The 13453-nt window shown below is 66.4% G+C and carries 13 protein-coding genes; 3 read left to right on the top strand and 10 right to left on the bottom strand.

Annotated elements, in window-relative coordinates:
- Positions 1-280: 280 nt before the first annotated feature.
- From BDD21_RS25315 to BDD21_RS25280, 8 genes are all read right to left on the bottom strand, one after another.
- Positions 281-1276, bottom strand: a complete 996-nt coding sequence (locus BDD21_RS25315; RefSeq protein ID WP_120799523.1) for an NADH-quinone oxidoreductase subunit B family protein — start codon at positions 1274-1276, stop codon at positions 281-283.
- Positions 1277-1623: 347 nt separating this feature from the next.
- On the bottom strand, positions 1624-3009 hold the full coding sequence (locus tag BDD21_RS25310) for a sensor histidine kinase (RefSeq protein WP_120799522.1): 1386 nt from the start codon (positions 3007-3009) through the stop codon (positions 1624-1626).
- A gap of 210 nt (positions 3010-3219) precedes the next feature.
- Positions 3220-3954: a precorrin-2 C(20)-methyltransferase gene (gene cobI / locus BDD21_RS25305; protein WP_120799521.1), complete on the bottom strand. Its 735-nt coding sequence runs from the start codon at positions 3952-3954 to the stop codon at positions 3220-3222.
- Positions 3939-5267, bottom strand: a complete 1329-nt coding sequence (gene cbiE, locus BDD21_RS25300) for a precorrin-6y C5,15-methyltransferase (decarboxylating) subunit CbiE (RefSeq protein ID WP_120800123.1) — start codon at positions 5265-5267, stop codon at positions 3939-3941. The genes cobI and cbiE overlap by 16 nt, the downstream gene beginning before the upstream one ends.
- 45 nt (positions 5268-5312) lie before the next feature.
- Positions 5313-6506, bottom strand: a complete 1194-nt coding sequence (locus BDD21_RS25295) for a cobalt-precorrin-5B (C(1))-methyltransferase (protein WP_120799520.1) — start codon at positions 6504-6506, stop codon at positions 5313-5315.
- Positions 6507-6770: 264 nt separating this feature from the next.
- The gene (locus tag BDD21_RS25290) at positions 6771-7454 is read right to left on the bottom strand and encodes a precorrin-8X methylmutase (protein WP_245969825.1); all 684 of its coding nucleotides are present in this window, start codon (positions 7452-7454) and stop codon (positions 6771-6773) included.
- Entirely contained in the window at positions 7438-8310 is an 873-nt protein-coding gene (locus BDD21_RS25285; RefSeq protein WP_120799519.1) for a sirohydrochlorin chelatase, read from the bottom strand. Before BDD21_RS25285 ends, BDD21_RS25290 begins: the two co-directional genes overlap by 17 nt.
- Positions 8311-8469: 159 nt before the next feature.
- A complete protein-coding gene (locus BDD21_RS25280) occupies positions 8470-8859 on the bottom strand; it encodes a hypothetical protein (RefSeq protein ID WP_120799518.1) in 390 nt (129 codons plus the stop codon).
- Here BDD21_RS25280 and BDD21_RS25275 point away from each other — a divergent pair.
- Both BDD21_RS25275 and BDD21_RS25270 read left to right on the top strand, forming a co-directional pair.
- Positions 8858-9340 carry a hypothetical protein gene (locus tag BDD21_RS25275; protein WP_120799517.1) on the top strand — a complete coding sequence of 161 codons (483 nt, stop codon included), beginning with the start codon at positions 8858-8860 and terminating at the stop codon, positions 9338-9340. The genes BDD21_RS25280 and BDD21_RS25275 overlap by 2 nt on opposite strands.
- 18 nt (positions 9341-9358) lie before the next feature.
- Positions 9359-10282, top strand: coding sequence for a hypothetical protein (locus BDD21_RS25270; protein WP_120799516.1), 924 nt, complete (start codon positions 9359-9361; stop codon positions 10280-10282).
- Between the two features lie 254 nt (positions 10283-10536).
- On the opposite strand, the gene nifS is transcribed toward BDD21_RS25270, so the two are convergent.
- Positions 10537-11763, bottom strand: coding sequence for a cysteine desulfurase NifS (gene nifS / locus BDD21_RS25265; protein WP_120799515.1), 1227 nt, complete (start codon positions 11761-11763; stop codon positions 10537-10539).
- 223 nt (positions 11764-11986) lie between these two features.
- Positions 11987-12871, bottom strand: a complete 885-nt coding sequence (gene nifU, locus BDD21_RS25260) for a Fe-S cluster assembly protein NifU (protein ID WP_120799514.1) — start codon at positions 12869-12871, stop codon at positions 11987-11989.
- A gap of 248 nt (positions 12872-13119) precedes the next feature.
- Between nifU and BDD21_RS25255 the strand changes: the two genes are divergently transcribed.
- Entirely contained in the window at positions 13120-13410 is a 291-nt protein-coding gene (locus BDD21_RS25255) for a nitrogen fixation protein NifZ (protein ID WP_120799513.1), read from the top strand.
- Positions 13411-13453 lie beyond the last annotated feature (43 nt).

The raw sequence follows: 13453 nt of genomic DNA, 5'->3' as shown, positions 1-13453 counted from the left end.
GGGAGCGGCAAGGCCGCATAGCGAAAGCGTCTGTTTCGAACATCATGCTGGTTTCTCTCGCGGATGCCTGCCGAGGTGGATCCAAGTTGCGGAGGGTTCTTGTGTCGGTAAAGTCGGCGGCTGGCGGCTGGCGGCTGGCGGCTGGCGGCTGGCGGCTGGCGGCTGGCGGCTGATAGCTGATAGCTCCCTGCGATGCCGGCGCGGGTTGGGCACGCTGCGCTTTGCCCAACCGACCGCAGGCGGCAGGCGGCAGGCGGCGGGCGGGCGGAGGCTCCTCAAATCACCGCACCTTCGTCGGCCGAATCGTCGGCGGCACCGCAACATGATCCGACACCGCGTTCTTGCGCAGTCGCTCCGGTGTCGCGGCCTTGGCCAGTGAAGAGAGCGCGACGAACCATGCCTTGGGCATGTCGGTCGGCAGGCCGATGGGGATGCCGGCGAGGCTGGGTGTTTCCTGGAAGGCATGGCCCGGCTCCTCGAACTCGGGCGAGGTGCAGTTGATACAGGCATAGCCGCCGCGGGTGCAGGAGCCGGAGCCGTTCCAGAGCCGGGTGTTGCAGTCGGCATGGGCTTGGGTGCCGAGACAGCCCAGATGCTCCATGAGACAACCCAGATCCGACGGCGCGCGGGCGCTTGCTTTGTACTCGTAGAACTCGTTGCGCGGACAGCCGTGGTGGACCAGTTGGTCGGCGTACATCCGGGGACGGGCGTAGGCATCCAGGTCTTGGGGTGTCAGTCCTTCCAAGGCAATCGCCATGAGTGTCTCGGTCACCCAGTTCGGATGGGTCGGACATCCGGCGACATTGATCACCGGCAAGCCGGCCCCGGAGCGAAAGTCGGTGCCGAGCAGACCGCCGCGGTAGGTCCCCTCGAACTGGAGTCCGCAGGCGTCCGTGGGATTCGCGCCGCCGGCGGTCACACCCCCGAAGGCGGCACAGGTGCCGATCGCGAGGCAGTAGTGTGCGCGAGCCGCCAGACGACGCACCCAGTCGATCATCGGGGTCCGGGTGCCGGCGAAGCGATGGAAGGCGCCCGTGCCGTTCGGCCCGCGCAGAAGCGCGCCTTCGATGCAGAGCAGGTCCAGCGGCAGGTCGCCCGTTTCGACGCGGGCGAGCAGGTCGAGCACCTCGCCGCCGCTCGCCTCGCTCAGCGAGGGATGCCAGAGGATCCGGATCCCGGCGCCGCCGAGTGTCTCGAAGACATGCGGCGCCTCGGCGCCGAGCAGGGAAAGTGTGCATCCGCCGCAGCCGCCGGATTGGAGCCACAGCAGGTTCATGGTGAACCGCGTCCGGTGTCGCGCATGAAGCCGTAGTGGATTGCGTTGCGTCGCGGACTCGGGATGCCTTGGCGGGGACGCGGTTCAGTGATTCTAGGGGGCATCTTGGTTGGGAAAATGTCAGAAATACGTTGAATACCGAATCCAATCGTTGTCGTTGTCGTTGTCGTTGTCGTGATCGTAATCGACAACGACAACGACAACGACAACGAGAGCGATAACCGCAGCAAAGGTATTCGCCGGTCGAGTTTCACGGGTTGCTGAACCCTTCATTGGGAACTTTTCCGGATCTAAACCGCGTCTCCCCGAGATCGAGGAGATCTCCAAGGCCACACGTAAAATGAAAATTATGCATGTCGCTCCGGACGCGGTTTAGGTTCAAGGCTCAACGGCAGCTCCAGGCGGAATTCGGCGCCGCCATCCGGGTGATTCTCGGCGGTCAGGGTGCCTTGGTGATCGGCGACGATGCCATAGCTGATGGAGAGTCCCAGGCCGGTGCCTTGGCCAACGGGTTTGGTCGTGAAGAATGGGTCGAAGATGCGACCGAGGTCCTGCGCGCCGATGCCGGGACCGTTGTCCCGGACGCTCAGCCAGGCGGTCGTCGCGTCCTGTCCGGCGCTGATCGAGAGTCGTGGTGGCTGGGCGTTGTCGCGCATCGCGTCGAGTGCGTTCTGAACCAGGTTCATGAGCACCTGATGGATCTGTCCCGGATGCCCCTGCACGGTCAGCGTGTCCGGAAGGGCGAGGGTCGTCTCGATCTCCCGGCGTTCGCCCTTGGTCACCCAATGCACCGCCGTGCGGATCAGGTGGACCAGATCGAACCGGGTGGACTCGCCCTGCTGTCCGGAGGAGAAGCAGCGCAGATCCTGCACCAGGTCGCGGACGCGCTCGGCGCCTTCGAGCGTGCCCTTGATCAGCGGGTCGAGATCCGCAAGCAGCCGCTCGATGCGCAGCTCCGCCTTGAGCGCCTGCAGCTCGGCCGAGGGTCCGGAGGCGTCGTCGACCGCCGCGCAATAGCGCAGTAGCCGCTCGCGATAGCGCGAGAGGGCATGCACGTTGCCGTAGACGAAGCTGATGGGGTTGTTCAGCTCATGCGCGACGCCGGCGACGAGCCGGCCGAGCGAGGCCATCTTCTCGGCGTTCACCAGACGGCCTTGGGCGCGCTTGAGGTCGTCGTGCGCCTGGGCGAGATCGCGATAGGCGCGACGCAGCTCGCCGACCGGACGGCCGATCAGGACCATGCCGACCAGCCGCCCGCGGTGGTCGTAGCGCGAGGTGCAGTTCACCGCGAGCGGGATTTCCTCGTCCACGCCCTTGATCGCGAGCTCGCAGTCGTGGATGGCTTCGGCGCGGATCTGTTGCGCGAAGGTGCTGGCCATGGGCAGGCAGTGCTCGGCGAGCAGCGCCAGGAAGGGCCGTCCGCGCAGATCCGCCTCGCTCCAGCCCGTCAAGGTTTCCAGCGCGCGGTTGACCTGCTGGATGCGACCCTGGACATCGCAGACGATCAGGACATCCGTCATGGAGGCCAGCACGCTCGCGATGAAGTGCTGGGCATCCTCCAGTGCGCTGTTCTTCTCTTCGAGCTCGCTTTGATGCCGGACCAGATCCGCGTAGGTCTCGTCCATCTTGCGGATGACGTGGATCCAGGTCGCCTCTGCCGTCGGCTCGGGGCAGTCGCCGTCTTGGAGGACGCCGACGGGGCGAGGGTCGGCTTGGGTGGAGACAGGCGTCATGTCGGGCTGTCCGCTGCGAAGTCGAGGACAAGCATAGGCGATTTCACGCGGCGGATTCCCTGACATGGTTCGGGGTTGAATGCGTCGGGTTGGGGTCAGGGCGTTGGGGCGTGGACCCTAGGGTGGACGAGCGAGAGCGAAGTCCACCGAGCACGGCGCCGGGGCTGGTGGACTGCGCTTCGCTTGTCCAACCAGCCCCGGCGCTTGCCATCAGCTCGGGCCGACACCCAGCCCGCGTCGCCGATCCTGGCGGATCAAGATCAGCGAGAGATAGTGCACGCGCGTGCCGCGAAGGGATGCGATGTCGTGCAGGATCCGCTCCTCGGGCGTGCCGACACGCTCGACGAAGACCGCCCGGTCGAGCAGGTTGCGTTCGGTCAGGGTCTCGATCAATGGGTCCAGCACGGGACGGACCTTGAGCAGGACCAGGGCATCGAAGCGCGCCAGCAGGGCGTCGAGCTGCTTCATCGCTTCGGGTGCCGAGAAGACCGCGAGCGGCTCCTCGCCGTCGACCAGGACCGCGCCCGCGGCGGCGGCCGCGGCATGGTAGGAGGGCACGCCCGGGATGACGCGGACTGCGATCGCCGGATCGAGCGCCTGCACGCCGCGGGCGAGATGGCCGAAGGTCGAGAAGGTCGAGGCGTCACCTTCGACCAAGAAGACCACGTCCTCGCCGTCGTGCAGCCGTGCGAGGACCTGTTCCGCCGCGGCGGACCAATTCAGGGCCAAGGTCTCGGGATCGCGCGTCATGGGAAAGTGCAGCGCGAGCCCGCCGGGCGGCGGTTCCAGGCCGCCGCGCGCGACGATGGACAAGGCATAGCTGGCTCCGTCGCCGGTGACGGGCCAAGCCCAACAGCGCGCGCGCTCCAACGCGGACCAGGCCGCTCGGGTGATGAGGCCGGGATCCCCCGGACCCAGAGAGGCGGCGATCAAGGTTCCGGGCATGGGTCTGTCTCCGAAGGGGTCTGGTCGGCCGGCGGTAGGCTCGGCGCGCGCGTCTGCACCAGCCAGACGGGATTTTCGGCCTGCAGGCGATGCAGGCTCAGGATTGGGCGGCTGCGCGCGGCCTGGATCTGGTTGAGGTCCCAGTGCGCGCCCAGCCGGTCGAGTGTGGCGAGGGCCAGGGTCAAATTCTCCACCGCGACCAGGGCGAGGACCAGACGGCCGTCGGGGCGCAGACGTCGGAGGACCGTCTCCAGCATCTGGGCGAGTCGACCGCTGCTCCCGCCGATGAAGACGGCATCCGGATCGGGCCAATCGGCGCAGTCATCGGGCGCCATGCCGGCGCGCACGCTGTAGTTGGCGACGCCGAGCGCGCGCCGGTTGGCCTCGATCAGCGCGAGGTCGTCCGCGTTCTTCTCGATCGCGTAGACATGGCCGCGGTCGCAGAGTCGGGCGGCTTCGAGACCGACGCTGCCGGATCCGGCGCCGAGATCCCAGACTTGGTCCGTCGGGCGTAGCTCCAGCAGGGCCAGCGCCACCGCACGGACCTCGCGCTTGGTGATGAGCCCGCGCTCCGGGCGACGCTGGCTGTAGGCGTCGTCCGGCAGTCCGAAGCGGGGCAGGGCGCTCGTCGCTCGGCGGCGTCGGAGCAGGACCAGGTTGGGGTCGGCGAAGTCCATGACGGCGATCGCGCTCGCCGGCTCCCCGCCGATCAAGCGCTCCTCGGGCATCAGCAGACGCTCGGCGACATGCAGATCGAAGTCCTCGCCGAGCCCTTCGGCGAGCAGCAGCCGGGCGATGCGTGCGGGGCCATTGGCCGGGTTGGTCAAGACGGCGAGCAGGGTCTCTCGGCGCAACGCCTGCGCCAGCGGGTAGAGGCCATGATCCGGCGTTGCGCCGGGTGTCCAGTCGCCGCTGTCGCGATGGTGCACCGAGAGCCAGCGTGCGTCCTCCCAGGGGATGCGGAAGCGTGCGCAGGCGAGCTGCAGGGTCGAGCGATTCGGCAGGATGTGGAGCTTGGCCGGGTCGAGCCGGCGCGCGAGCAGACCGCCGATCCCGAAACAGAGCGGATCCCCGGTGGCGAGCACGACGACGGGATCGCCGACGGCGATCGACGCCTCGATCCAGCCGGGGACGTCGGCGATGCGCCCGGTCAGCTCCAAAGGCTCCGCGTCCGGTGCCATCAGGTCCGCGCAGCCGTCGAGCATGCGCCGTGCGCCGATGACGCGTTTCGCTGCGCCGATGCGCGCGACGGCCTCGGCGGTGAGCCCGGCCGGACCGTCGTCCAAGACCCCGATGACCGAGCAGTCAGACACGTGGATGACACCGATTGAGTAATAGAGCAAGCATTCGACCGATCTTCAAAAAACACCGCGGTTGGGTGTACCGAACGAGAGCGAGGCACAACGTTTGGGAACGGTCTGTTCCGCCAGCAGCTCGCCCTCCGGTCCCCAGGCCAGAACCTCGACGAGGGTTCCCTCGGCGAGTCCTTTCGCGACCACTGCGGCCACCGCACGCGTCAGGGCATCATGGAAGGCGTCCGTGAGCCCCGCGTCGGCGACCAGCTCCGCGGCCCAGCGGGCGGTGTCGCCTTCGAGCACGCGGGCGCAGAGTGCGGGATCGCCCCCGGCGTCGGCAACCAACCGCGCGAGCAGGTGCATGTCGACCTCGGCCTTGCGGGCATGGGTGATCTTGAGCCCTTGGGCGATCTTGGTCAGCTTGCCGACCATGGCCCCGATGACGACGCGCTTCAGCCCGGCCTCGCGCGCGGCGTCGAGTGCCGCCCCGACGAAGTCGCCCATCTGCACGAAGCAGACCTCGGCAAGCGCGGGGTAGCGGGTCATGCAATGACGCTCCGTGCGTCGCCCGGTCGTCAAGACCACCGTGTCCTGACCCTGCGCCAGTGCGACCTGAATCCCCTGTCTGATCGTCGCCTTGAAGGAGGCGGTCGAGTAGGGGTAGACGACGCCGGTGGTGCCCAGGATGGAGATGCCGCCCAGGATCCCGAGCCGTGCATTGAGCGTACGCTTGGCGATCCGCTCCCCGTCGGGGACCGAGATGGTGACCTCGAGTCCTTCGCGGCTCAGGCGTGTCGGCGCCGCCGTGCGCACGTTGTCCGTGATATAGCCGCGCGGTCCCGGATTGATGGCCGCCTCGCCGACGGTGAGCCCGAGCCCGGCGCGTGTGACGCGACCGACCCCCTCGCCGCCGAGCAGACGCACCTCGCCCGGAGCGTCCGGAAGGCGCATGACCGTCGCGACGATGCGCGCGCCGTGCGTCGCGTCGGGGTCGTCCCCGGCGTCCTTGATCACAGCCGCCAGTGCGCCCGACCCGACCTCTTCGCCCGACCGGATCAAGCGCCCTTCGACGATCTCGAAGCTCGGGCGCCGGCCTTCTGGCAACAGGATCTCGATCGTCTCCGGCACCGCGCCGGCCTCGAGACCGCGCGCCGCCGCCGCCGCTGCCGCCGCTGCACAGGCCCCGGTCGACCAGCCGGTGCGATTGCCCCGCTTGCGTCGACCACCGCCACCCGAATCAAGCACGACCCCGGACATCAGCTGCCTCTCATCATCTGTTCTCGATGGCCTCGTCCACCAACGGGCCGAGAGGTGACGTGGCGCGGAGCGCCAAAAGACGCGTGACACCGCCGGAGCGGTGTCACGCGCGCCCTGATGGGTCGGGTGGCCAGAGTGATGAACAAAGCGCGACGGGCGGGTAATCTTAAAGTTTTCATTTTCCTAAACCGCGTCCCGCCGAGATCATTCACTGCAGAGAGCTCGATCACGCCTTCAAGCCAAGCCTGTTGCCGAAGACGCGGTTTAGCTCAGGATCATGAGTGCATTCAACGCCGCAACCACCAGCGTCGACCCGCCCTTGCGGCCCTGCACGGCAATCCAAGGCACCGTCTCGACCCGCATCAGGAGATCCTTCGACTCGGCCGCGGCAACGAATCCGACCGGCATCCCGATGACGAGCGCCGGGCGGACGCCCTCGGACTCGATCAGCCGAATGACCTCCAAGAGGGCGGTCGGGGCGTTGCCGATGCCGACGACGGCACCGTCCAACAAACCCTCGCGTGCGGCCCGACGCATGGCCTGCGTGGCGCGCGTTGTATCCTCGGCACGGGCGCGCGCGATCACCTCGGGGTCATCGATGAACTGATTCATCCGCACGCCGAGCGGCGCCATGCGCGCCTTCGAGACCCCGGCGCGGATCATCTCGACATCGCAGACGATGGGTGCGCCGCGTTTCAAGGCCGCGCAGCCGGCGGTGATCGCGTCGGGATGGAAACGCGTCAGCCCGTTGAAGTCGAAATCGCCGCTCGCGTGGATGAGGCGTCTGACGAGTGTCCATTGCGCCGAATCATAGTCGTGGCTCCCGGCCTCCGCATCGATGATGGCGAAGGATCCTTCCTCGATCCGTGCACCTGCCGCGGTCAAGAGGGCGCCGCCGGTCTCGGCGGCGCCGGGCGCCGGCGTGCTCGGGTCAGTGCTCATGGTCATGGTGTGCCGCCAGCGCGTAAGCGCAACCGTCGCAGGGGAGGAGTGCAGTGCCGTCGCGGCATTGCGTCAGGCGCAGATCCAGCAGGTCCATCAGTTGCTCGTGCGGGCCGATATAGCCGGCTTGGGCGAACACGCGCGTCGGGTACTGTTGGCGCAATCGCCCGACCTGGCGGCTGATGCGCTGGATGAGTCGCCCGGTGAAGAGATAGTAGGGCAGGACGATGATCTGGGTGGCGCCGCGCAGGTCGAGCCGCTGCACCGCCTGCTCGAGCCGCGGAAAGCTGATGCCGGTAAAGGCGATCTCGATGCGGTCGTGCTCGGTCGTCTCGTAGAGCCAATGGGCCATCTTGGCCACCTCGCCGGTGGACTCGATATCCGAGGCCCCGCGCGCCAGCAAGACCACGCCCGTGGTGCGCGGGTCCGGCATGTCGAGCTCGGTCATCGCCTGGTGCAGACGGTGGCGCAGGGCCTTCAGCAACTGATCCGAGGTCCCGAGCGCATGCCCGTAGCGGAATTCCACCCGCGGATGGCGCCGGCGTGCCGCGGCGATCGCCTGCGGGATATCGCCCTTGACGTGTCCCGCGGCGTTGAGGATCAAGGGCAGGACCAGCACTCGCCCGTCGCCTGACCCAGTGCCTGACCCAGTGCCCGAGCCAGTGCCCGAGCCGGCTGCGGTGGCGGCGCGATCCAAGCCTGCGTCGAGCAGGACATGAGCATGCTCGATCCAGCAAACCTGAATCTCGACCTCGGGATGACGTGCCCGCCAAGCCTCGGTGAATGCCTCTACCTCGGCGTTGCCCTCGTTCCCCGGGTCACGTGCACCATGGCCGACGAGCAGTACAACCTCGTGTGTCATTGTCTTGCGGATCCTGTGTGAGTCGTCGAGTGCGCATGGTGCCAGAGCCGACACGGTCGCGCAGCTTCGTTGTCCGCATCCGTGCCGAAACCCGTGGCCGGAGTATGTCCGGGCTGTGCAGCGTCGTCGGACGGTTTCTGACGAAATCCGTCGGGTTTGCTATCTTATCGTGCGAGCGGCCCTGCCCGGGTAGATTCCGCCGCCGGGGCCGCCCCGGAGTACGTGCACCCGTGCATGGAGCTTGACTCGCGCAACGCGTTCGATTCCCGGACCCGAAAGGGGGATTTCGACATGCGAAGGCTCGTGCAGTACCGGGTCGCGGCGACCCTTTTGACGCTCCTCGTCCTGACCGGCGGGACGGGTATCAGGACACCGGCCATTGCCGCCGACCCCGACTTCAGCAACGTCTCCGACATCCTTCAGGGTCACCGAATCCTGCTCCCGGTCGACGATCTGGTGATCACCGCGCCGTCGAGTATCGTCGGTCCCGGGGTGACCAACCTGGTCCTGCAGACCGATCGCGACACTCAACTCGACCGAGGCGACCATGGACGAGTCGACCGGGGTCGGCATCCCAACGGCGCAGACCTTTTTGGACCCCCCGAGCTACCAGTATGGGATCGACTCCCTGATCTCGGGACAAGAGGATCCAGCCGGCACCTTGCAGACGATCGATATCGACCTCGAGCCGAAACCGACCCAGCAGTCTAGGGGAATCCTCCGTGCGGCCTTCATCGCGGACCCGACGGATACGGCGGCCGGTCCCTGGTGGAGGAACACCTACACCTTGCCGGATCTTGCCCTGAATCATCCCGCGCGCTGGATCCGCAGCACCGAGACGAGCGCACCGAATTCGCCCCCGCCGTCGAACTGTCTGCGCGTTCAGCCGGGGAGCTCGAGCATGGATTGCCTCGCGTTTCGTGCCCCCGATCCGGAGGACGTGACCGGCAGTGGCTTCTACTGGATCAAGGGTCTGCTCGTGACCCCGGCCGATGCCGCTGCCGACCAGCCCGGACCCCAAGTCGTGTAAGCGACGGTCGGCGACCCGTTGCGGCTGCAGGTGCGGGTGTACAACTCGGCCAACGCAGACGCCGAGGCATCGAACTGGATCCTCGCCGAAACAACGTTCAATACTACCGACTACGGCGATCGGTATCTGATGTTCTGGGTCGTCGTCTGGGGTGAAGAGGGCTCGGCGTTGATGCCCGAGATGCCCGACCATGGCTTGACGGTCATCCCGGCGGCGGATCTGACCGATCTCGCCGATGTGGCGATCGAGGACCACAGCAACAATCTCGGCTTCTATCGGCAGCCTATCTTCATCGCCCCGCAAACGAGCCAGGACGACGTCGAAGCGGTCACGACCGCAAACGAGGCCGATCTGATCGTGGAGACGGTCGACCTCATGCCGAGCCTGGTCGATCAGCACCGGGAGGTCAAGATCGCGGTCACCCTGCGCAACGGGGAACGCCCGCTCGATTCGATTTCGGTGTATTTCTACGACGATGACCCCTTGGTGGGCGGCAAGGCGATCGATCACGAGCTGATCCCGCACATCCGCGCCCATGACATCGTCGCCTTGGAGGTCCCGTACCAGCCGCGGACCTGTGGTTGGCGCCCCGTCTATGTCGTCGCGCAGTCCCCGGGTGTGGCGTCGGCGCAGGGGATGGCCGTTCTGGATGTGCGCTGCTCGATCCCGACGGTCCACTTCCCGAGCGGACCGGGTGTCGTCCTGAGGACCGGCGAGCCTGTGACGGCCTCCTGGCAGGGTTTCAGCGGGCCTTGGGTGAAGGTCGATCTCTACGACGGCGGCGCTCTTGTCGGGCCCGTCGGCTTTTCGGGCATCGTCCGCAATACCGGCTCCTACACGAGGGTCGTTCCGCACAACCTGCGGGCCGGTGATGATTATCGGATCAAGATCAGCTCGCTGCGTGATCGCTCGCAAGTCGTTTGGTGCATCCATGGCCGTTAGCGGGGACGCGGTTTAAAATTTTAGAATGTTTGATCTCTTAAACCGCGCCGTCTCCAGCGGTCGTCAAATCCGCCGGGGCCGATCCCATCCAAAAATATCGCATACCGCACCGGGCGCGGTTTAGGCGATGCCGAGGATCGGGCCTCCGCGTCGGAATCCGGCACGTGGCGCAGAGCGCCACGGGGCATGCGTGACACCGCAGAGCGGATGTCACGAGCTACTGAAGTTCTGCCGGTTTTATGAGCGAGTCCTGCTCAGGCGTAGGCCGGTGCGAAGGCAGCGGCCGGATCGGATACCGGGCCGGTCTCGGACCAATAGGGCGAGAGCTTGCGCAGCTTGGCGACGATCGGCGGTACGGCCTCGATCACGCGGTCGATCTCCTCCATGCGGTTGTAGCGCGAGAGCGAGAAGCGCGTGGTGCCGTGGGCCGCGGTGAAGGGGATGCCCATGGCGCGCATCACGTGGGAGGGTTCGAGCGAGCCGGAGGTGCAGGCGGAGCCGCTCGAGGCGGCGATCCCGAGCTTGTTGAGCAGCAGCAGGATGGCCTCGCCCTCGATGTATTCGAAGGCGATGTTGCTGGTGTTGGGCAGTCGGTTGTTCGGATCGCCCGTCACGAAGCAGTTGGGCACTGCGGCGAGGATGCCCTGTTCGAGCCGATCGCGCATGGCCCGCACCTTGGTCTTCTCGTCGTCGATGTGCTCCATCGCCATCTCGCACGCCTTGCCGAGCCCGACGATGGAGGCACTGTTCTCGGTGCCGGCACGCCGGCCGCGCTCTTGGTGCCCGCCGCGCAGCAAGGGGCGAAAGCGCGTGTTGCGCCGCAGATAGAGCACACCGATCCCCTTAGGTGCGTGCAGCTTGTGTCCGGACACCGAGAGCATGTCGATCGCGGTGTCTTTGAGATCGATGGGGAGCTTGCCGACGGCCTGGACCGCATCCGTATGGAAGAGCACCCCGGCCGATTTCGCCAGCTCGGCCATCTCCTGGACCGGGAAGAGCGTGCCGGATTCATTGTTGGCCCACATGACCGAGACGATCGCGACGCGGTCTGAAAGCAGGTCCATGTATTGCTGGATATCGAGGCGGCCTTTGCCGTCGACCGTGAGGTAATGGACCTTGTAGCCCTCGGTTTCCAAGTGCTGACAGAGCGAGAGGATCGCCGGATGCTCGACCACCGTGGTGATGATCTCCTTGCGCTCCGGCTGGGCCTTGATGGCCGAGAGGATGGCGGTAGAGTCCGACTCGGTCCCGCAGGAGGTGAAGACGATCTCCGAGTCCTGCGCGGCCCCGAGCAACGCCTGGACCTGCTGGCGCGCCTGCTTGAGTGCGTGGCCGACGCGGTTGCCGTAGGCATGGATGGAGGAGGCGTTGCCGAACTGCTCTGTGAAGAAGGGCAGCATGGCCTCGACCACCTCGGGCGCGACCATGGTGGTGGCGTTGTTGTCGAGATAGATGCCTTGGGTGTCGGGTGGAGTGGTCATGGGGTGATGGCCTCGTGAGATTTGGGGTTCGAGCTTCCAGCTTCCAGCCTCCAGCCTTCAGCCTTCAGCCGTCAGCCTTCAGCCGTCAGCCTCCAGCTTTCAGCCTCCAGCTTTCAGCCTCGGGCGATAGGTCGTGCTTTCGCGCTCCACTGTCCTTCGGCTATTGGCTATCCTTTTGCTGGCGGCTGGCGGCTGGCGGCTGGCGGCTGGCGGCTGGCGGCTCCTACGCGCTCTTGCGCATCGCTTTCGCCGGCAGCACCCGCACGAACTCGCCGAGGTCCTCGACGATGCGCTGTTGGATCCCGTCGAGCGTCGTCGAGGCCATCTGGCAACCCACGCAGGCGCCGGTCATGTTCACGTAGACGTTCTTGCCGTCGACGTCGATCAGCTCCACGTCGCCGTGGTCGCGCTGCAGGTTCGGGCGGATCGCCTCGATGGAGCGCTCGATGCGGCGGATGCGTTCCAGGTTGCCGAGCTTGCGCCCGCCGGTCGACGGTGCCGCTTCGGGCGCTCTGGCATAGGGGTCGAACGCCTTGCCCTGCTCGGCGAGGACGCGGCTCAGGATGGCCTCGACCCCTTCGTGACAGGCCGAGCAGCCGCCGCCGGCCTTGGTGTAGTTGGCGACCTCTTCGACCGTGGAGAGACCGTTGGAGCGGATGGTGTTCTCGATCAGGACCGAATCCACCGCGAAGCACTTGCACACCAGTGCGCCTTCCTCGTGGTCGTCCTTCCATTCCTCGCCGCGATAGTTGGCGATCGCCGCTTGCAGCGCCTCGCGACCCATGACCGAGCAATGCATCTTCTCGGCCGGCAGTCCGTCGAGATAGTCGGCGATGTCCTGATTGGTGACCTCGAGTGCCTCGTTGAGCGTCATGCCTTTGATGATCTCGGTCAGCGCCGAGCTGGAGGCGATGGCCGAGCCGCAGCCGAAGGTCTGAAAGCCGGCATCGAGGATCACCTCGCTCGCCGGGTCGACCTTGAGGGTCAGGCGTAATGCATCGCCGCAGGACAGGGATCCCACGTCACCCGTCGCATTGGCATCCGTGACCGCTCCCGCGTTGCGGGGATTGAAGAAGTGCTCCTGGACCTTTTCCGAGTAATCCCACATGGCGTGTCTCCGGTTAGCGTTGCGATGAGCGAGTGAGTCGGGACGGACCGTCAAACCGTGGCTTGAGTTTTGCGTCAATGTTGGCGACTCAGTCAGCAAACCGTGTGCCACGCCGGAGGATTCGTTCATCTCATTGATTTTTATGAGGTCGAAAGCCTTCCTTTGGTCGTGGATGTCGGCTCTCGAACGACAGCCCGCTTGCGTCGGGTCGTGAATCCCACAACACATCTCAACAACAGGAGTCTTTGATGGATCTCAGTGAACTGGAGCGTGCTCAGTTGGGCCCGGGCGATCTGGTCTACGCCGCCGCGGACATCTACAACGACGGCGGTATCCCGGATCTCCCCGAGGATGCCTTGATCGCGGCGGCCGGAACCCGCGGCGTTATCCTCAACATCGGACATCTCGAAGAGGACCCCGAACGGGAGCTTTACCTGGTGCGGTTCGAAGGGGAGGGCGCCGAGCTCGGGCCGCCCGCGGGCTGTTGGCCGGAGGAACTCGGCACCGCGCCGAATCAAGCGCCCGCAGAGGTGGGCTAGGCCCAGGTCCTCTCGTCACTCCGAGGTCAAGTCCGCGGCCTAA

This window comes from Thiocapsa rosea, from assembly GCF_003634315.1.
Classification (GTDB): Bacteria; Pseudomonadota; Gammaproteobacteria; order Chromatiales; family Chromatiaceae; genus Thiocapsa; species Thiocapsa rosea.
Note: the sequence above shows the minus strand (reverse complement) of the source record. Positions and strands in the feature narration are given on the sequence as shown.